The sequence below is a fragment of the Chryseobacterium joostei genome, from assembly GCF_003815775.1.
In the GTDB taxonomy this organism is placed as follows: Bacteria; Bacteroidota; Bacteroidia; order Flavobacteriales; family Weeksellaceae; genus Chryseobacterium; species Chryseobacterium joostei.
Genome location: NZ_CP033926.1, coordinates 3,708,828 through 3,729,045 on the forward strand (window position 1 = coordinate 3,708,828; position 20,218 = coordinate 3,729,045).

18 protein-coding genes are annotated in these 20,218 nt (G+C 34.4%); 9 read left to right on the plus strand and 9 right to left on the minus strand.

Going from position 1 to position 20,218, the window contains the following annotated elements; translation table 11 throughout:
* Positions 1-69: 69 nt before the first annotated feature.
* The 6 genes from EG359_RS16915 to EG359_RS16940 all read right to left on the minus strand — a co-directional run bounded on the left by EG359_RS16915 (position 70) and on the right by EG359_RS16940 (position 8,781).
* The gene (locus tag EG359_RS16915) at positions 70-2,322 is read right to left on the minus strand and encodes a TonB-dependent receptor domain-containing protein (RefSeq protein WP_076353287.1); all 2,253 of its coding nucleotides are present in this window, start codon (positions 2,320-2,322) and stop codon (positions 70-72) included.
* Positions 2,323-2,366: 44 nt separating this feature from the next.
* Positions 2,367-4,598: an outer membrane beta-barrel family protein gene (locus EG359_RS16920; protein ID WP_076353288.1), complete on the minus strand. Its 2,232-nt coding sequence runs from the start codon at positions 4,596-4,598 to the stop codon at positions 2,367-2,369.
* 244 nt (positions 4,599-4,842) lie between these two features.
* Positions 4,843-5,181 carry a DUF3817 domain-containing protein gene (locus tag EG359_RS16925; RefSeq protein WP_076353289.1) on the minus strand — a complete coding sequence of 113 codons (339 nt, stop codon included), beginning with the start codon at positions 5,179-5,181 and terminating at the stop codon, positions 4,843-4,845.
* 82 nt (positions 5,182-5,263) lie between these two features.
* Complete coding sequence (gene nadD, locus EG359_RS16930) at positions 5,264-5,848, minus strand: nicotinate (nicotinamide) nucleotide adenylyltransferase (protein WP_076353290.1); 585 nt, start codon at positions 5,846-5,848, stop codon at positions 5,264-5,266.
* Between the two features lie 114 nt (positions 5,849-5,962).
* Positions 5,963-7,675: a single-stranded-DNA-specific exonuclease RecJ gene (recJ, locus tag EG359_RS16935; RefSeq protein ID WP_076353291.1), complete on the minus strand. Its 1,713-nt coding sequence runs from the start codon at positions 7,673-7,675 to the stop codon at positions 5,963-5,965.
* A gap of 80 nt (positions 7,676-7,755) precedes the next feature.
* The gene (locus EG359_RS16940) at positions 7,756-8,781 is read right to left on the minus strand and encodes a hypothetical protein (RefSeq protein WP_076353292.1); all 1,026 of its coding nucleotides are present in this window, start codon (positions 8,779-8,781) and stop codon (positions 7,756-7,758) included.
* Positions 8,782-8,873: 92 nt separating this feature from the next.
* On the opposite strand from EG359_RS16940, the gene EG359_RS16945 reads away from it, so the two are divergent.
* Complete coding sequence (locus tag EG359_RS16945) at positions 8,874-9,686, plus strand: M48 family metallopeptidase (protein ID WP_076353461.1); 813 nt, start codon at positions 8,874-8,876, stop codon at positions 9,684-9,686.
* An 81-nt stretch (positions 9,687-9,767) separates the two neighbouring features.
* Here the strand turns inward: EG359_RS16945 and EG359_RS16950 are convergent, their stop codons facing one another.
* Positions 9,768-11,390, minus strand: a complete 1,623-nt coding sequence (locus tag EG359_RS16950; RefSeq protein WP_076353293.1) for an ABC-F family ATP-binding cassette domain-containing protein — start codon at positions 11,388-11,390, stop codon at positions 9,768-9,770.
* A gap of 121 nt (positions 11,391-11,511) precedes the next feature.
* Here EG359_RS16950 and smpB point away from each other — a divergent pair, with 121 nt between their 5' ends.
* From smpB to EG359_RS16975, 5 genes are all read left to right on the plus strand, one after another.
* A complete protein-coding gene (gene smpB, locus EG359_RS16955) occupies positions 11,512-11,970 on the plus strand; it encodes an SsrA-binding protein SmpB (RefSeq protein WP_076353463.1) in 459 nt (152 codons plus the stop codon).
* 77 nt (positions 11,971-12,047) lie between these two features.
* Positions 12,048-13,547: an OmpA family protein gene (locus tag EG359_RS16960; protein WP_076353294.1), complete on the plus strand. Its 1,500-nt coding sequence runs from the start codon at positions 12,048-12,050 to the stop codon at positions 13,545-13,547.
* A 94-nt stretch (positions 13,548-13,641) separates the two neighbouring features.
* The gene (locus tag EG359_RS16965; protein ID WP_076353295.1) at positions 13,642-14,382 is read left to right on the plus strand and encodes a YebC/PmpR family DNA-binding transcriptional regulator; all 741 of its coding nucleotides are present in this window, start codon (positions 13,642-13,644) and stop codon (positions 14,380-14,382) included.
* Between the two features lie 142 nt (positions 14,383-14,524).
* Entirely contained in the window at positions 14,525-15,349 is an 825-nt protein-coding gene (locus EG359_RS16970; protein ID WP_076353296.1) for a UDP-2,3-diacylglucosamine diphosphatase, read from the plus strand.
* Positions 15,350-16,321: a glycosyltransferase family protein gene (locus EG359_RS16975; protein ID WP_076353297.1), complete on the plus strand. Its 972-nt coding sequence runs from the start codon at positions 15,350-15,352 to the stop codon at positions 16,319-16,321. It abuts the gene before it with no gap.
* Here EG359_RS16975 and EG359_RS16980 read toward each other — a convergent pair.
* Together EG359_RS16980 and EG359_RS16985 are read right to left on the minus strand one after the other, a co-directional pair.
* Positions 16,310-16,600 carry a GNAT family N-acetyltransferase gene (locus EG359_RS16980; protein ID WP_076353298.1) on the minus strand — a complete coding sequence of 97 codons (291 nt, stop codon included), beginning with the start codon at positions 16,598-16,600 and terminating at the stop codon, positions 16,310-16,312. The genes EG359_RS16975 and EG359_RS16980 overlap by 12 nt on opposite strands.
* A gap of 118 nt (positions 16,601-16,718) precedes the next feature.
* Positions 16,719-17,468 (minus strand): RDD family protein, encoded by a 750-nt coding sequence (locus EG359_RS16985; RefSeq protein ID WP_076353299.1) that lies wholly within the window; start codon positions 17,466-17,468, stop codon positions 16,719-16,721.
* Positions 17,469-17,495: 27 nt separating this feature from the next.
* Here EG359_RS16985 and EG359_RS16990 point away from each other — a divergent pair, with 27 nt between their 5' ends.
* From EG359_RS16990 to EG359_RS17000, 3 genes are read left to right on the plus strand one after another with little or no spacing between them, the layout of a single operon-like run.
* Positions 17,496-18,479 carry a stage II sporulation protein M gene (locus EG359_RS16990; protein WP_076353300.1) on the plus strand — a complete coding sequence of 328 codons (984 nt, stop codon included), beginning with the start codon at positions 17,496-17,498 and terminating at the stop codon, positions 18,477-18,479.
* A complete protein-coding gene (locus EG359_RS16995) occupies positions 18,463-19,425 on the plus strand; it encodes a DUF4013 domain-containing protein (protein WP_076353301.1) in 963 nt (320 codons plus the stop codon). The genes EG359_RS16990 and EG359_RS16995 overlap by 17 nt, the downstream gene beginning before the upstream one ends.
* Positions 19,418-20,209, plus strand: coding sequence for a DUF4129 domain-containing protein (locus EG359_RS17000; protein ID WP_076353302.1), 792 nt, complete (start codon positions 19,418-19,420; stop codon positions 20,207-20,209). Before EG359_RS16995 ends, EG359_RS17000 begins: the two co-directional genes overlap by 8 nt.
* Positions 20,210-20,218: the final 9 nt, after the last annotated feature.

Below are 20,218 nucleotides of genomic sequence, written 5' to 3' on the forward strand. Positions count from 1 at the left end.
AGAAAACCTGTTGAAAGATCAACAGGTTTCCGTGGAATATAATTGAGTTGAATATGAAGAAAGGTTGTTTTACTTTGTTCTGCTCTTGATAGAATCGGAAGCCCCCTCAATGTCTCTTACCTTTTTCAGTTTTTTGTTTCCGAAGTTGTAAGTAAGACTTACCGTTAAGCTTCTTGGGTATTGATTCTGGTGAATATAATTTTTGTTTCCATTGTCTTGGATATCATCAATGACTACAATATTGGTTCTTAAGACATCATTTACATTCACTGCAAAAGTCCAGTCGTTCCAGTTTTTCTTGATGCTAAGATCTAAGCTTGATAAACCTCGTAGCATACCCAGTTCTATCTGTTGCTTGTCTATGTAGAAAAAGTTAACCCCAAAGAACCATGTTTTCGCTTTATCAAGACGGATCGTATTGTTAGTTTGGATCAAAATACTGGTAGAGTTTGTCTTATTGATGTAGGTTACAAATTCTCCTTTCTCATTTCTAAAACGGTCCCCGGTAGTGGGATCCATATCCAGACTTCCATTGTTTCTGTTATGTTGAACTCCGATACTGAAATTTGTAGTCCAGTATTGTTTGAAGAATGATTTCTGGATTCCTACCATGGCAGACATTTCCTGCTTATCTCCAAAATTGGTTCTGATGTATCTTAAGGCAAGATTTTCTCCTAGCTCTCCATTAGGCTTCTCGGGATAGCCTTGTAACGGAACCTGAGTGATGGCATCTTTAATATAAGAATGGTTTAAAACTACAAAATAAGAGTTTTTATACATATAAGTCAGTTCCTGATTGTAAGTAGACGAAGCCTTTACAAAAGGGTTGTTTTGAGTATAATTGTCATCAGTCAGCTTATTTACTACCGGATTTATTTCCCAGAAACTAGGTCTTTTCATTCTGCTTGAAAAGGAATAGGAGATATTGTTTTTATCGTTGATAGCATAATTAAGACTCATATAGGGAAGGAGATTATTATAGTTTCTTTCAATCCTTTTAAGCGTTTCTGTTGGTGGGTTGTCTGAAGTACCTAAGCTATTGGTAATCTCATATCTCGCCCCAATTTTCCCTGAAAATTTATCTGAAAACTTCTTTTCAGCAGTTACATAAAAACCATAAATGTTCTCATCATAAATAAAGTGGTTAGGTGCTAATTTTGGGGCTTTTTCAGGATCAATAAAATAAGTGTCACTTTTAGTATCATTATCCGTTTTGGTTTTGTTATAATTTCCACCTACAGAAATAGTAAGGTCATTTTTAAATTTCTGGATGTAATCTACCATTCCGGAGAAATTGTTAATGATCTGCGGAAGGTCCTGAAACATCTGAATAGATTTTGCTCCTAAATTTCTGTTGATATCAGATTTATAGGTGATATTGTCTGTAAACTGAAATCTTTTATAATTCAGATAAGCTGCATTTACATTCAGTTTACTTCCCAATGAGTCTGTTTTTAATTCATAGTTTAAGTTAAGAGAGTTATTATAGCTTCTAGAATCCTCTTTGTTTTTAGACCATGTATAATTAGTCCCATCTTTATTAATAATTGTATTAAAAAGGCTTACTGTAGAATTATAGCTCTTGTTAGCCCAGGTATTCCAGGATAAAGCTAAGTTGCTGTTGTCATTCAACTGGTAATCAATGTTCAGATAACCACCAATATTTTTGTTTGGATCATTGATATCACCGGTTGATTCATTCGAAGCGCTATCACTACTGTTTCTTAAAGTATAGGTTTGCGCCTGAATATTTTCCCCGCCGCTGAGGTTAGCACTAATTCCCAGCTTATCTTTTCTATAGTTGGCAGAGAAACTTGCCTGGCTGGCGTTATATTTACTTTGAGTATTGGAGAACCTCATGTTCCCGTTAAGGCCATCACTCATTTTTTTCTTTAAAACAATGTTGATGATTCCATCAGAAGATTCCACCTGAAACTCACTTCCCGGAACGGTAATTACCTCAATTTTCTGAATGTTCTCTGCCGGAGTATTTTTAAGGAATTGTGCCAGTGATTCAGCATCCATATTAGATTTTCTTCCGTTGATGTAAATTAATACATTGTTTTTCCCCGCAATTTTTAATGTTTTATCATCAGTGGAAGATAATAATGGTGTTTGTTTCAGAAGATCAAAAGTAGTATTTCCCTTTGCTACAGGAGAAGCCGCAACATCATATACAAAGCGGTCGCTTTGCTTTTTGAATACCTGTTTGGTGATGGTTACCCCTTCTATATTTTTAGTTTTTGCCGTGTCTGATTTCTTTTCCTGAGCAAAGGCGCAGGTACCGAATATGACAGCTATTGACAAAAGTATACGTTTCATGTTTGTTTTTTTAAGAGTGGTTAAGTGAGATAAGTTTTTATAGATTAGGTTCTTGATTTTACAGCATCATTAGCTGATTTCATTTCCCTTGCTTTTTTCAGTTTCTGATTTCCAAAATTATAGGTTACCCCAACGCTAAATAATCTTGGATAATTGAAATTGGTTACGTTGTTATAACTTCCGTGTGGTTGTACTCCTTCAATTTTATAGAAATTCTGATTGAAAACATCATATAGTTCTACCAACACGGTCCAGTCTCCGACTATTTTTTTTATGCTAAAATCCAGGCTTTGTCTTACTCCCATCATTCCACCTTCTGTGGCAGCTCTACTGGCTATGAAATAATTAACTCCCAAGAACCAATCCTTTTTGGAAGAAAGGCGGATGTTATTATTAAGCGTAGCGCTCATATTGTAGTTTTTAATATCAAGAACATAGGCTTCCAATTCTTCTGTTTCCCCAGGCTCCGGTATAGAGGTAGGATCCTTTGTTACACTACCGTTGAATGTTGTATATCCAAGGTTGACAGAGTAATTGGTGGTCCAGATATCTTTAAACCAGGATTTGTTCATTCCTAATGTTAATCCTAATTCTCTGCTGTTGCCATAGTTGGTTCTTATATATCGCAGAAACTTTATTTTTTCTGTAAAAGGATTTCCGTTTTCATCCACTTTAGATCGGGTTAAAGTTCCTCTTAATGGAAGCTGGCTTGAAGCATCGTCTATCATTGTAAAACTAAGATTGGCATAAAATGCATTCTTGTACATATAATTAAGCTCCTGATTGTAGAACTTTGAAGCCAATATAAAAGGGTTATTCTGCGTATAGTTGGTAGGAGTGAAGTACATTCTTGATGGGTTCAGTTCCCAGAATCTTGGTCTTCTGATTCTGCTGGAGAATGTATAACTTAAATTATGATCAGAACTGATGGCGTAGTTTAGGTTTAGATAAGGTAACAGGTTGTTGTAATTTCTTTCAAATCCTGTTTTTCCAAGAATATCTCCCGTACTTTTAGTCATTTCATATCGAAGTCCTGCTTTTCCGGAAATTTTTTCAGTAAGCTTTCTTTCATAATTGATGTAGGCTCCCAGAATTTGTTCCTTATAAATGAAGTGATTGGTTTGTGCTGGATTATCAACGAAATTGGTTCCATTAAAAACATCCTGTCTGGTATCATTATCGGTGTTGGTATGATTGTAACTAACTCCCATCAGCCATGTTGCACCCTTAGCCGTCTTTTTTAAATAATCAATATTGGCAGCATAGTTATTAATGATCTGTGGTACTGATTGATGTAAAGCTGAATACTTGTTGTTCTCATCCTCATACAATGGAAAACTTTCATTAAAACTCACTTTATCCCTGTTGAACCACAAATAGGAAACATTGGATGTAAGTTTACTTCCCAAAGAGTCAGTCTTTATTTCATAATTTAAATTAAAAGAATGATTTCTTGTTTGTGCATTTTCATTATTAATCGTTCTGTTTGTTAAAACTCCATCTTGCCAGTTCATCATCTCTAGTACAGAGTTGAAGCTTTTATTGTATCTCATATTGTAAGATAGTCCCAAACTCTGCTTTTTGTTGATCTCATAATCAAGATTAATACCTCCTCCATAGTTATTATTAGGGTCAGCATTGTAACCATAAGACTCATTTCTGAACGTAGGATCTCCGTTGGATAATCTGTATTTTTCTCTGTCCGTCCAGCTTCCTATTCTTACATTTGAGTTTCCGGACCATTTTCCTTGTCTGAAGTTGAATGATGCCCCAGCCGAGGGATTATTATAATAACCATGTTCATTCTGCATTTTCATAGTTCCATTGTAGCCATTGTTTCTGCTCTTTTTCATAACAATATTGATAACTCCTTCCTTAGATTCAACCTGAAATTCACTTCCCGGAACAGTAATTACCTCAATTTTCTGAATATCTTCTGATGGAGTAGACTTTAGCATTTCAATCAATGCTTCAGCATCCATATTCGTTTTTTTATTGTTGATATAGATAACAGCATCTGATTTACCCAAAATCTTCAATGTTTTTCCATCTACACTAGAGATCATTGGAGTTTGCTTTAGCAGAGTAAACGTATTAGTTCCCTTAGCAATAGGAGAGGATGCCACATCATACACCAAACGGTCACCTTGTTTTTTGAAAACCTGCTTCTTGATATTTACTGCATCAATAGCATTCACTTTTACACTGTCTTTTTTCTGCTGGGCAGTAACAAATCCACTGAAAAATAGGGCTGCAATAAGAATTTGAGTTTTCATGATTGTTATTTTTTAATTGTTAATAGCTTGTATGGTTTGTTATTTTACATTACAAAGATATGTAATAAATTTAGTATCATGCAATACAAAGTACTTAAAAATGTTTTTAAATTGCTATAACTAATTGATTATCAGTGTGTAAAATTTTAAATTAAATTATTGATTGTTTGACCTTTCTGTATAATAAGACAACTGTAACAATAATTTTGTTACAGCAAAACATGAAATTTTATGAAAAAATAAATTATTCTCTGTCGAACTTAGCCAGTTTTTTATCAACCCAAATGGTTGCAAATGGGAAAAACGCAGCTAATAAAGCGAAAACAAAATCTTCATCATCCCAATTATAAATTTTTCTTGAAGGAAGGCAGAGTATAAGATAAAGGGTGAAAAATAACCCGTGTAAACTACCAATAACGCTGATGAAGATAATAGAGTATAAATTTTCATCATAGCGGATCCAAATCATCGCAACACAGTACAACAAAAGACATGAAATAGCTTCTGCAAGACATATCTGCTTAAACCATTTGATAACTTTTTCCTGAGAATATTTTGAGAAAAATTTTTCGATGAAGTCCATTTCTTAAGGTATGAGGTGAGAGTTAAAAGTAAGAGTCTTTCTCTGGCTTTTTGTTTTGTCCTCTCATTTCTGATTGGCAAAATTACTTATAAAAATTACTTCCATCCAAATATTCAAAAACTTCAGGTGGCAGCATAGGTCTTACATTCTTACCATCTTTAATCATGGTACGGATTTCAGTAGCGGAAAGTTCTATCACAGGAGCTTTTATCAGAGATATATTCTCATGCTGAAGATATTCCGAATCTTTCTTTTCCCCATCAAATACCCTTGGATAAACAATAATATGATGGTTCTTGATAAGTGTATCAGAATTTTTCCATTTGTGAAGACTTCCTAGATTATCCTCACCCATAATCAGGCTAAAGGAATAATCAGGATGTTTTTCATGAAGATAGGTAAGGGTATCGATCGTATAGCTTGGCTGTGGAAGAGAAAACTCAACATTGGAAGCACGCATATTCGGATAGTTTTTTACAGCAAGCTGTACCATATCCAGTCTATTATGATCTTTCAATAAAGATTTCTTATCCTTAAACGGGTTTTGTGGACTTACTACAAACCACAACTCATCCATATCAGAATTCTCAAGAATATAATTGGCCAAAATAAGATGTCCAATGTGTATTGGATTAAAAGATCCGAAGAATAGACCGATTTTTTTCATTTTTTTAGGTAGTAGGTAACAGTACTTTAGAATATAAACAGAGAATAAGGTTTTTTAGGCTTACGGAATTTCATATTTGTTATGATATACCTGCAACCTAAATCCTACAACCTTTTATTCTCTAAATTTCACATCCTTTATATTAAGATAATGAGTTACATTGCCTTTCCAGTGATTTTCCTCCAGAGTAAAAGCAATATCAAAATTTTTATTTTTAAAATCCTCTACAAATTGTCCCAGTTTAAAGCCGACACATTCAATATTTCGTCCCGTAGATTCCTGCTTGATATAGAACTTCATATGGTTGTTATCTTTTCCCATAGTCTTCACATATCCTGATAATTTTTGATCAGTTAATGTAAAAATAGGTTTCATATTATGAGGTCCGAAAGGGGCAAGTTTTCTGTGAAAATTAATAAATTCCCTGTTGATTTCATCAATCTTAATTTCAGAATCAATCGTGATGGATGGTTCCTTTTGGTGTTCCTTGATCTTCTCAGAAACAATTTTTTCAAATTTTTCCTTGAATGCCTCAAACTTATCTTTCTCCATAGAAAGTCCAGCAGCAGCATGATGTCCACCGAACTTAAGAAAATATTCTGAGCACATATCTAGAGCTTCATGAACGTCAAAGTCTGAAACCGATCTTGCAGAAGCTACCATCTCACCGTTATTACCGTCTGTAAAGACCAGCGTTGGTTTATAATAAGTTTCGATAAGCCTTGAAGCTACAATACCAATGACTCCTTTATTCCATTCAGGATGATAAACAATAGTGGAGTGCTTTGTTTCCTGCTGAGATTCCATAATTTGATTCAAGGCAGAAAGAGTGGAGTTCATATCCAGTTCACGCCTTTCATCGTTAAGGTTCATGATGTCATGAACAATTTGGTGGGCATGCTTTAGATTATCAGAAACCATAAGTTCCACAGCGGCTTTACCATGTGAAATTCTTCCTGCAGCGTTTATTTTAGGAGCAATTTCAAATACAATGTTTGAAATTTCAAAATGAGAAAGCTTATCCTCTGGAATCAATAGTCTTAATCCAAGATTCCTTGTCTTTCTAAGGGTTTTCAGTCCCATTTTAGCAAGAACCCTGTTTTCACCAGTCATCGAAACAATATCTGCAGCAATGGATATTGCCAAAAGATCCGTTAGCTCAAATAATTCAGCATCCGGAAGCTTATAGATAGTATTCAACCCCTGACAAAGCTTAAAGCCGACACCACATCCGGAAAGTTCCTTAAATGGATATCTACAGTCACTTCTCTTAGGATCAAGTACAGCTGCTGCATTGGGAATCTCGTCACCAGGAAGGTGGTGATCACAAATGATAAAGTCAATATCAAGACTGGAGGCATAATTGATCATGTCAAGAGCCTTGATTCCACAGTCAAGAGCAATGATTAATGAAAAACCATTCTCCTTTGCAAAATCAATCCCTTCTGTGGAAATCCCATATCCCTCAGAATTTCTGTCCGGAATATAATAATCCAAATATTTTTTCTCAACAATTTTGCTGAGGTAAAGGTACATTAAGGCTACTGCTGTAGTTCCATCTACATCATAATCACCATATATCAATATTTTTTCGCCATTTTCAATTGCAGTGGCAATGCGCTCTACAGCTTTTTGCATATCTGCCATTAAAAACGGACTGTGTATATCGTTAAGGTTTGGTTTGAAAAATTCTCTCGCCTTTTGATAATTGTCAATTCCTCTTAGAACGAGAATTTTAGATTCAAAAGTACCAAAACCAAGCGACGAACTTAGTCCGTCCACAATTTCCTCATCGGGTTCGGGCTTATAAATCCATTTTTGACTCATTTCACAAAAATAAGGAAAAAAGTTCTAAAAGCCTCTTTAAAAATCAGCAAATTAGATTTAAAAAAACAGCAGGAATAAGTCTAATAAAACTCGTACTTATTTGTGAAAATAACGGTTGAATCTATTTTTCCGTTCTTTTCTAAAGTCATCTTTACAGGAATATTATACCCATCCAAATCATATTTTTCAAATGTCTTTTCATTGTTATTCTGGGTAAAACTGTCATCAAAAATCAATGTTTTTCCAAAATATTTTCTTTTCTGATCAAATTGATATTCAGTATTAACCGTTTCGATGATAGTGAATTTATTTTCAGGATATTCTGTTGTGGTTTGCTTTAAATTCTTTTCCTCATCATATTCTTTTGCGATCTTTTTATTGTCTTTATACTCAATAAAATAAGAGTTGTCATAATAGATTTTACCCTGATCTAAAACAGTCTTTGACATCAATTGATTTGAGTCGTTAAATTGATACACAACATGGAAATCATGACTTGAAGGTTGTTTCTTAGGGAATGCTTTTACTAGTTTTTTATTAAAATCATATTCAAAAACATAGGAACTTTTATTCTTTTTATTATTCAGCTTCAGAATATTTTTATCCTTGTCAAAATCTTCAGCTTTTAGTAAGTTTTCAATATATCTCCAGGCATTTTCATTGCCTCCGGTTATTGGAATTCCTGTGCTATTTACAAGGATTATATTTCCTACAGCGTCATAATGATATTCATTTGAACTGGCTCCGGTATTAGAATGTAGGATAAGGGTTTTGACTGGCTGGTTTTTATCATTGTAAAGATTTCTTTCAATAATGGTTAAGTATTTTCCGCTCCAGTTTTCACTTACATATTGTCGATAATATTTATAAATCAAATTTCCATTTTTATCATACTCTAAAATGTTAAGGTATTCACCATTGCTTTTCTGCTCAAGTCTTTTTAAGTTTTTTGGATAGGTTGATGAGGTGAAGTTCACATTAAAGGGTAAGTTGTATGTATTAGAGGTCATCATTACATCTTCATAATCAGGCATATTAAATTTTATTTTTTCCTGCCCTGCGAATAAAGAAAAGAAGAATATAGTAAAAAGGTAAATGGCTTTCATTTTTGCCTCTAAAATTAAAAAAATAGAGTGTACTTTTTTAACCTTATTATTGTTGAAAAATGGTTATCTTCGTCCTCCAAATTTAAATGACTATGAAAAAAATTATCGTATGCCTTTCACTTTTAGGGGCAGTGAATTCGATCAATGCTCAAAAAATTAATCTTGGTAAGGCTGCCGGAATAGTTTCAAATGGAGCTAAGGCCCTAACTTTTACCAACGAGGATGCCGTTAAATTATCCAAAGAATCAGTAGATTGGATGGATAAAAACAATGCAGTAGCAGGACCAAAAGATCCATATACTGTAAGACTGAACAAACTGTTTGGAAAACACAAATCTCAAGACGGCCTAAACCTGAACTATAAAGTTTATAAAGTAAAAGATATCAATGCTTTTGCTTGTGCAGACGGAAGTGTACGTGTATTTTCATCCTTAATGGATATTATGACAGATAATGAGCTGTTAGCTGTTATCGGTCACGAGATTGGCCACGTAAAAAATGAGGATACAAAAGATGCCATGAAATCTGCTTATCTAAAAGCAGCGGCATTAGATGCGGCTTCATCGGCTTCCAACGCAGTAGCTACTCTTAATGATAGCCAGGTTGGTAAGATGGCCAATGCATTTTTAGATGCTTCTCACAGTAAGAAACAGGAGTCTGAAGCAGATACTTATTCATACGACTTCATGAAGGCTAATAAATATGATGTAGTAGGAGCTTATACAGCTTTCAAAAAACTAGCATTGCTTTCACAGGGAAGTACACAGACAGGTTTTGAGAAAATGTTCAACTCTCACCCGGATAGTGAGAAAAGAGCACAGGCAATCAAGAAAAGAGCTGAAAAAGACGGATTATGGAAAGATCCGGGAACTGTTGCTCTTCCAACTGCAAAACTTACAAAATAATTATTTTATTTATTGTTTAAAAGAAAAAACCTCAAAGCATTGCTTTGAGGTTTTTTTATTTTATTCCGTATTCAGATCAGATTAAGAATACATTTTTTCTCTTAATTCTTTTATCTTTTTATCTGCAAGGTATTCGTCATAAGTCATCTCTCTGTCGATGATTCCGCTAGGAGTCAGTTCAATGATTCTGTTACAGACAGTTGAAAGCATTTCGTGGTCATGAGATGCCAATAAAAGATTTCCTTTAAAGTTAGACAACGAGTTGTTCAAAGTCGTAATACTTTCAAGGTCTAGGTGGTTGGTAGGTTCATCTAATAAAAGAACGTTAGCTTTCTGAAGCATCATTCTACTGAACATACATCTCATTTTTTCACCTCCGGAAAGTACTGTACAAGATTTCAACGCTTCATCACCTGAGAAAAGCATTCTTCCTAAGAATCCTCTTACAAATTCTTCATGACGCTCTTCATCATTCTTAGTGAATTGTCTTAACCAATCAACCAAACTTTGATCTTCCTGGAAGAATTTTGTATTGTCTAAAGGCATGTGAGATTGGTTTGTAGTAACTCCCCAAGCAACATTTCCTTTATCTGCTTCAACATTTCCTGCTAATATTTCAAAAAACTCAGTGATAGCTAAAGAGTTTTTGGAAAGTACAGCTACTTTATCTCCTTTTTTAAGATTTAAATCTATATTAGAAAATAATAGTTCACCGTCTTTAGTTTTTTCAAGACCTTTTACATCCAAGATTTGATCTCCCGCTTCTCTTTCCATTTCGAAAATAATAGCAGGGTATCTTCTTGAAGATGGTTTAATATCGTCAATGTTTAATTTGTCGATCATTTTCTTTCTTGCTGTAGCTTGTTTTGCCTTAGCAACGTTGGAACTAAATCTAGCGATGAAGTCCTGAAGTTCTTTTTTCTTTTCTTCAGCTTTCTTATTTGCCTGAGCTCTTTGTCTTGTAGCTAGCTGAGAAGCCTGATACCAGAAAGAGTAGTTACCTGTATAAAGATTAAGCTTAGCATAATCTAAATCTCCAATGTGAGTACAAACCGTATCAAGGAAGTGACGGTCGTGAGATACTACAATTACAGTGTTTTCGTAGTCAGCAAGGAAATCCTCTAACCAAGAGATTGTATCAATGTCAAGGTCATTGGTAGGTTCATCCAGAATCAATACATCAGGATTTCCGAAAAGAGCCTGAGCCAAAAGAACCTTTACTTTGTCCTTGTTCTCAAGTTCACTCATCATTTGCCAATGCATATCATCTTTAACACCTACATTTGAAAGCATGGTTTGTGCATCAGATTCAGCAGTCCATCCTCCCATTTCATCATAGATTACACCTAGTTCACCGGCTTTAATTCCGTCTTCATCAGAGAAATCTTCTTTTGCGTATAACGCATCCATTTCCTCCTTTATCTCAAATAATTTTTTGTTACCTCTTAAAACAGCTTCAAGAACAGTATACTGATCATAAGCAAAGTGATCCTGCTCCAAAACTGACATTCTTTTTCCTGGTTCCAAAGATACGTGCCCTGTTGTCGGATCCTGCTTTCCTGTTAATATTTTAAGGAATGTAGACTTTCCTGCACCGTTTGCTCCGATAATCCCGTAGCAGTTTCCTTTGGTAAACATAATATTTACCTCGTCAAAAAGAACTCTTTTCCCGAATTGTAAAGATAAGTTAGATACTGTTAACATATAGTTTTGTAAATTTGGCGCAAAAATACGAAAAGAATTTGGGTATTTTGTAATATTATAATAGTCAAGTTTTTAAATGTATCGTATTTTTTATATATTTCATTAACGAAATTTTAAAATGATGAAGATTGAAAAAACAGTTAGTATATTAAATAAAAGGGCCCGCTTTGAATATGAGATTATTGAAGAATACGAAGCCGGAATGGTTTTAACGGGTACGGAAATAAAATCTTTACGTTCCTCTAAAGCATCCATCACAGAATCGTTCTGTCAGTTTATTGATGGGGAATTATACATTATAAATATGATGATTGATGAGTACAAATTAGGAACTTTTTACAATCATAAGACAAAAAGGGAACGGAAATTGCTCTTGCACAAAAAAGAATTACTGAAACTTGAAAAAAAGTTAAAGGATGCAGGGAACACTATTATACCCCTAAAGTTATATATCACGGATAGAGGTAAAGCAAAAGTGCTGATAGCGCTTGGTAGAGGGAAAAAACTTTTCGATAAAAGGGAGGCCATAAAAGATAGAGAAAATAAAAGGAACCTGGACAGAATATTAAAGAAAAGTTAAAAATCATTTGAAAAACTTTGTATATAAAGAAAAATTATATTTATTTTGCATTATCAATTATTTAATCATTTAATTCTATGAAAAATCTAAAATTAGGAATTTCAGCATTGGCGCTTACTGTTGCCTCTACTGTCTTTGCCCAGACTACCAACAACCCGTGGTTAATCGGAGTTGGTGCTCATGCGGAAAATCACAAGGCAGCACAGACAGGATTCAGTAACACGTTCTCTGCTAATAATTTAACGAAGAGAATGTTCAATTTGAACAACTTCTCTATTACACCTCCGTTATCTAAGTTAACAGTTGCTAGAAACATTGGTAAAGGTTTAGTTATTGACTGGCAAACTTCTGTTGGTAATGTTGAAAACAAAAGATTCAACATGGGGAAAGAATTTTTCCTAATGACAGGTATTGGTTTCCAGGCGAAAGCTGCAGGTCTTTTATGGAACGAGGAGTCTTGGTTTGATCCTTACTTAAGAGTTGGTGCCAACTACTTAAGACATGATTACACTAGTCTTGCTTTCCCAAGAAATGACTACAAAGGAGAATCTGTTCCTAACGGAAAAGATGGTAACGAGAATGGTAAAGCTAATCACTTTACTGTATCTACAGGTGCTGGTGCTAACTTTTGGGTAACTAAGAACTTCGGTCTTGGTATTCAAGGTGACTATGTATCAACTCCAGGTGATAAATCTACAGTTGCTAACTTCTGGCAAGCTTCCGCATCTATCTTATTTAGATTCGGAAACAGAGATAGAGATAAGGATGGTATCTTAGATAAAGATGACCTTTGTCCAGATACACCAGGTTTACCAGAATTCCAAGGATGTCCTGATACTGACGGAGATGGAGTTCCAGATAAAGACGATCAGTGTCCAGATGTAGCTGGTCCAGTTGAAAACAACGGTTGTCCTTGGCCAGATACTGATGGTGATGGTGTTATCGATAAAGATGATGCTTGTCCTACAGTAGCAGGTCCTGCTGAAAACAACGGTTGTCCTTGGCCAGACACAGACGGTGACGGTATCTTAGATAAAGATGATGCTTGTCCTACTGTTCCAGGTCTTCCAGAATACAACGGATGTCCTAAGCCTAAGACTAAAACTGCTGAAGAAGTTGAAACTACATTCAAGAGTGTATTCTTTGACTTCAACAAAGCTTCAATCAAAGCTGAGTCTAAAGGAGCATTAGATAGAGCTGCTGAAATCATTAAGAAAGATGGAGGTCACTATCTATTAGAAGGTAGAACTGATGCTAAAGGTGCTGCTGCTTACAACTTGAAATTATCTAGAGAAAGAGCTGCTTCTGTAGTTGCTGCTTTAGATGCAAGAGGTGTAGATGCTGACGCTCTTAAATCAGTAGGTGTAGGTGCTACTAAAGCTACTGTTCCTGCTAAAGCTACAGATGCTGAAAGACAAGTTGACAGAAAAGTAGTTGTAAAAGCTATTGAAAACGATGCTGAGTGGAATGCAATCGCTAAGAAAGATTACGCTGATGCTCCAGTTAAGAAAGCTGTTAAAAAATCAACTAAAAAAGCTCCAGCTAAGAAAAAAGCTGCTGCTAAAAAGAAAAAATAATTAATTTTTCTAAATAATGAATACCTCCATTTATTGGAGGTATTTTTTTTTTGTGGACTTTTAAGTAATTTTGTTGAAAATTTTAAAAAATAAAATGGGAAGAGCATTTGAATATAGAAAAGCTTCTAAAATGGCCAGATGGGATAAAATGGCCAAAACATTCTCTAAAATAGGTAAGGATATTGCATTAGCAGTAAAAGCTGGTGGAGTAGATCCTGAAGCCAATCCTGCATTGAGAAGATGTATCCAGAACGCGAAAGGGGCTAATATGCCTAAGGATAATGTTGAAAGAGCAATTAAAAAAGCCAGCGGTGCTGATGCTGAAAACTATGAAGAAGTTACCTATGAAGGTTACGGACAGGGTGGTGTTGCTTTTTTTGTAGAATGTACTACAAATAATACAACAAGAACTGTAGCCAACGTAAGAGCTGTTTTTAACAAGTTTGACGGTAATCTTGGAAAGAATGGGGAACTAGCATTTATTTTCGACAGAAAAGGTATTTTCACAATCGATTTGGCTCAAATCAAAATGGATTGGGATGACTTTGAAATGGAAATGATTGATGGTGGTGCAGAGGATGTAGAAAAAGACGAGGAAGAAGTAATGATTACAACTGCTTTTGAAGACTTTGGTTCATTATCTCATAAGCTAGATGAACTTGGTATTGAGGCAAAGAGTGCAGAATTACAAAGAATTCCAAACAATACAAAAGAAGTAAACGAAGAACAGTTCAAAGCAAATATGAAAATGCTTGAGCGTTTCGAAGAGGACGATGATGTTCAGAACGTTTACCACAACATGGAAATCACAGAAGAGTTGATGAACTCTATATAAAAAATAATATAGCATTCATATACAGTTAACTTTCAATTAGTTTCTTTGTATAAAACTATGAAATGCCTTGACATACTTTTTTATATCATAAAAAGCATTGAGGCGTTTCATTCGGCAAAATAAAAAAGCTGAAAATATACGGATGAAAAGAAACGTTGAATTAGTTGTCATATCGGATGTTCATTTGGGAACTTATGGATGTAAGGCTAAAGAATTACTGAGGTATCTTAATTCTATTCAGCCCAAAATTTTGGTTTTGAATGGCGATATTATCGATATCTGGCAGTTCAAAAAGTCTTACTTCCCTAAACCTCATTTGAAAGTGATCAGAAAGATTCTTTCATTTGCTACCAAGAATACAGATGTTTACTATATTACAGGTAACCACGATGAGATGTTTCGTAAGTTTACCGATTTTGAACTTGGGAAGCTTAAGGTTTGTAATAAAATTTGTCTGACTATTGATCAGAAGAAAACCTGGATTTTTCATGGTGATGTTTTCGATGCATCAGTTCAGCATTCCAAATGGATTGCCAAGCTTGGTGGAAAGGGATATGATCTTTTAATCATCATCAATAATGTTGTGAACTGGTTTTTGGAAAAAATGGGTAAGGAAAAATACTCTTTTTCAAAAAAAATCAAAAACAATGTGAAGAAAGCGGTAAAGTATATTGGAGACTTTGAATTAACTGCTTCTGAACTAGCAATAGACAATCATTATGATTATGTTGTTTGTGGACATATTCACCAGCCGCAGATTAGAGAGGTTGTTAATAAAAAAGGATCTTGTACTTATCTGAATTCCGGAGACTGGATTGAAAATCTGTCTGCGCTGGAATACAATGATAAGGAATGGAAGATCTTTTACTATGATGAACATAAACACTTACTGAAAGATGATGAAACAGAGGAAATTCCGGAGATGGATAATTCTGCACTTTTAAAAATAGTAACTAATTTTACCTAAATGAAGATCTTGTATGCATTTCAAGGTACTGGAAATGGCCATGTGGCCAGAGCGCAGGAAATTATTCCAATTCTCAAAAAACATGCTTCGGTTGACACGCTGATTAGCGGACATCAATCGCAATTAAAGGCTGATTTCGACATTAACTTCCAACACAGAGGTATTTCTCTTCTGTATAACAAAACAGGCGGTTTATCCTATCGCAAAACATTTACTGATAATAAGTTTATTGAGGCCGCCAAAACGATAAAGGATCTTGAACTTTCAAAATATGATCTGATCATTAATGATTATGAACCTTTAACCGGATGGGCTTCTAAGCTGAAAAAGCTTCCGATGATAGAATTAAGTCATCAGGCATCAATGAGTTTTTCTGAAACTCCAAAACCTAAAAAGAAAGATTTTCTGGGTGAAATGATTTTGAAATATTATGTTCCCAGCGAAAGAAAAATAGGTTTTCACTTTGAAAATTATCATCCACAGATTAAGAAACCTGTAATCCGCAAAAAGATCAGAAGCCTCAACCCTTATAAAAAAGGGTATTATCTTGTTTATCTTCCAAGTTTTGCAGATGAAAATATCATTAAGGTTCTAAGGAAAATTCCTGTGGAGTGGAAGGTATTCTCAAAATATAGCAAAGTACAGGTTAAAGTGAAAAATGTTGAAGTATTTCCTATTGATGAAATACAGTACTTAAAATACTTTGAAGGATGTGAGGGTATTTTGTGCAATGCAGGTTTTGAGACTCCCGCTGAAGCCCTTTTCATGGATAAGAAACTCTTTGTAATTCCTATCCATAATCAGTATGAACAGGAATGCAATGCATGTGCCTTAGACAAAATGGGAATTCCAAATTCCAAGGTTTTAAATCTGCAGGAAATTATGGAGTGGGTAGCTTCCGATCATCATTTGGATGTGGATTATCCCAATGACATTGAAGATATTCTGCTGAATGAAGTTTTAATTCTTTAAAAAAATATCTTCTACATCGCTCATTCTCGCCATAACGGATCTTGCGTAAGAACAGTGAGGGTAAACTTTCCAGTTGTTTTCTCTTGCAAATCTGATGGCTTCTTCCACTAAGTATTTTCCCATTCCTCTGCCTTCAAACTCAGGGTGAACAAGTACAAAAGAAATAATCAACTTGTGATCTTCTGGAAAAATGGTATAGGTCAATCTTCCAACTTCTTTTACTTCGTTATTAAGGGTAAGAAACCCACCGTTTCCGGATCTATTGTTTTCAAAATTCATAATTTAAGGCTTTACTGTTAATAAATATACGAAATTGTGAGTAATAAATGATGGCTTATTTTGTTGTCTTTTTTACTCATTTAAGAAGTGAAATTAACCATTGATCGTTTTATATTCATTAATTATCTTTCCCAGTGTAATAGTTGTAATCTTTAATAATGACATTAATAAACTGTTTCTCTGTCATTTTTGTAGGATCTATTTCCAGCTTCAGAATACTTTTAATCTTGTCAGAAAGTTTACGAATGATTTGTCGGTCATCTATTTTTAAAGCCTTGGTATAGTTATCCTTGATAATTCTCATGTCATTATCACTCAGGGCAATAACCTGTGGGAATGATGGTATATAATCTTCATGAATATTTTCCAAAATGGTGTGGGAAATATTGATGTTATTCTTAAGTGAAATTACAGCAGTTCCGGAAGCGATATCTCCTAACCGCTGATTGTTTTTGGAAACAATCATTGAAGTTAGACCTACGACCCCTGCAAAAGATACATCTACCAGCCTGAATACCCAACGGATCAAATAATCTCCAAAACCCGCCTGATAGCCATCAATTTTTACGACCCTTATCTTCATTAGTTTTTTACCCGGCGTTTGCCCTTCCATTAAGCTTTCCAAAACAACAGGATAAATGTAGGTGGGGAATGTAAGAATAATGTATACAGCCATAACGGACCATTGATCAAGACCATTTAGCAGATACCCCAAATCAAAGACATTGAAGAACAGATAAAGCACTATAATCACATAGGCAACCCTTATCAGAAGATCAATAATGAAGGCGAGCATTCTTTCTCCTACACTTGCAGTATTAAAGTTAATATTTACATTTTGTGAGGTATTTATCGCAATTTGAGACATATTTTTTATTATTTTAGCCTTACAATTATGAGAGAAGTTTATTTCATTAAACAAAATAAAGAAAAATGGTTGGGAATAGAACAGGTTATTGATGGGAAAATAAAAAAAAATCCTGATGACCTGTCTTCACTGTATATTAACCTGATCAATGATCTTTCTTTTGCACAGACTTACTATCCCAAAAGTAATACCACTGTTTATCTGAATCACTTATCTTCCCAGATCTTTCAAAAAATCTATAAAACGAAAAGAGTAGAGGAGAACAGACTGGTTTATTTCTTTAAAACTGAGGTTCCGTTGTTGGTATATCAGTACAGAAGATATCTGCTGTATGCTTTTTTGTTTTTTATCCTTTTTACTTCGATAGGAGTGCTTTCTGCCATGTATGATAAGGACTTTGTTAATATCATTCTTGGAGAAAGCTATGTAAACGAAACCATTGAAAATATTAAAAATAATAATGCAGTAGGAGTTTACCAGAGTGGAACTACATGGGGAACTACAATAGGAATTATTTTCAATAACATTAAAGTAGGAGCCAAATTATATATGTATGGAGTGGCCGGAGGTGTGGGGACTCTATTTGCTTTGCTATCCAATAGTGTAATGGTGGGATCCTTTCAATATTTTTTCTATGATTATGGTGCATTGAAAGACAGCGCAAGAGGAATCTGGCTTCATGGGGTATTTGAAATCTTTTCCATGGTGGTAGAAGCGATGTGCGGATTGATTCTCGGAGCTTCTATTTTATTTCCAAAAACTTTGTCAAGATTTAACTCCTTTAAAAAAGGATTTAAAGATTCTTTCAAAATATTTTTAAGCACCATTCCATTCACGATCTGTGCGGGAATCATCGAGGGGTATGTAACAAGACATGCCTTAAAGATGCCCTTGATTTTAAACCTTGTGATTATTTTCGGTTCATTGGCCATTGTAATATTTTACTATCTTGTGTATCCGTCTATTGTGAATAAAAAAACTAATAAACACACCAATGATACAATTTTATAAAAAAAGAGATTTTGGAGCCTTCATTAGTGACAGCTTCAACTTTTTCAAGGTATACGGAAAGAATTATTTTAAAAACTATCTTTTGATCAATGGATTGCTGTTGATCTTAATGGTTACTGTCTTTATTTTTGGTTATAGAGAACTTTTTTCACAGATTTTCGGATCAAATTTAGATGGTGATTCCTATTACTTTGAACAATATTTCTCTAATAATGCAGGAATGCTGATTGGGGTAGGAATATTAACATTTTTGCTTTGTATGATTCTGGCAATTGTTAATTACCTATATCCCGTTTTCTATCTGAAAAGAATTGCACAGGGAGCAGAAAAAATAAAAACGGATGAAATCCTAGATGATTTTAAGAAGAATTTAGGGAGAATTGCCAAGCTATGCCTAGGGATGGCTTTTATTGTAATTCCGTTGGCATTATTTATTGTCGCTTTTTCCTATATTCTGATATTTATTATTATTGGATTTTTCCTAATAGTACTTGTTTATCCAACCCTATTTAACGTGATTACATTTCTGATGTATGATTATTTTAATTCAGGGAGAGGTTTTTGGGAAAGCCTGAGTTACTCCATACGATCACAGTTTTCTTATCCTAATGGGAGTGAAAAGTCTCCCTATTGGAAATACTGGGCTGCAGCATTTATTATGTTTATCATGATATCCATTGCCAGCTCTATTTTTACTTATGTTCCTATGATCTTTGTGTATGGATCGGTTCTTACCTCTGCTCCGGATGGAAATTTTGAACAGAATCCTTTTACAGGAACTGTAGGAATTGTTTTCTTTGTCTTTTATGGAATTTCAATGCTGCTTTCATTCTTGCTTTCCAATCTGTTGTATGTAAACGCAGGATTCATGTATTATGACAGCAGAACAGATCTTCACCAGAAAGTAGAACTTGAAGAAATAGACACGATTGGAATCAATGAATAGATTTTTAATTTTTATACTGCTTTTCTTCTCTCTTGGTTTTTTTAAGGCTCAGGATGATGGCTCTGCGGATGATTATTTGGGTGATTCTCTTTACACAACAGGTCATTACCATAATATGCTTCGTGCAGATTCTGTACTGATGAAGCAACCGGTTACAGAAAACACGGTGTATCCAAAAGAATTTAAGGAAAATATTCCCTCAAGATATAAAGGAAATGAGTTTGATTATTCAGTATCAAAACCCAGAGAATCTTTCTGGCAAAAATTATTGAGAAAGATCGACCGTATTTTGCAAGGTATTTTCGGGGAGACCGTTTTTGCTAAATCTTCCGAGTTTACACTTGCAATTGTTCGTCTTTTTGCCATCCTTTTGGTAGGGTTTCTACTTTATTTTATTATTAAGTATGTTCTTGGTAAAGACGGAAGCTTTATTTTCGGTAAAAAGAATAAAAAGCTGAATCTGAATGTGGAGGAATTGCATGAAAACATTCATGAAATTAATTTCCCTGAAAGTATTGCAAATTTTGAACGTGCAGGAGACTATCGTTCAGCAGTTCGTTATCAATTTCTATTCGCTCTCAAAAAATTAAGTGATAAGAAACTAATCAACTGGAATCCTGAGAAAACCAATAAGGATTATGTGGCAGAATTAAAAGCTCCGAATCTTAAAAATGAATTTTCCGATTTATCCTACATTTTTGATTATGTCTGGTATGGAGAATTCAATATTGAAGAAGAGAGCTATCAGAAATTTAAAAATCAGTATCAGGCATTTAAACCATAATCTAACCCA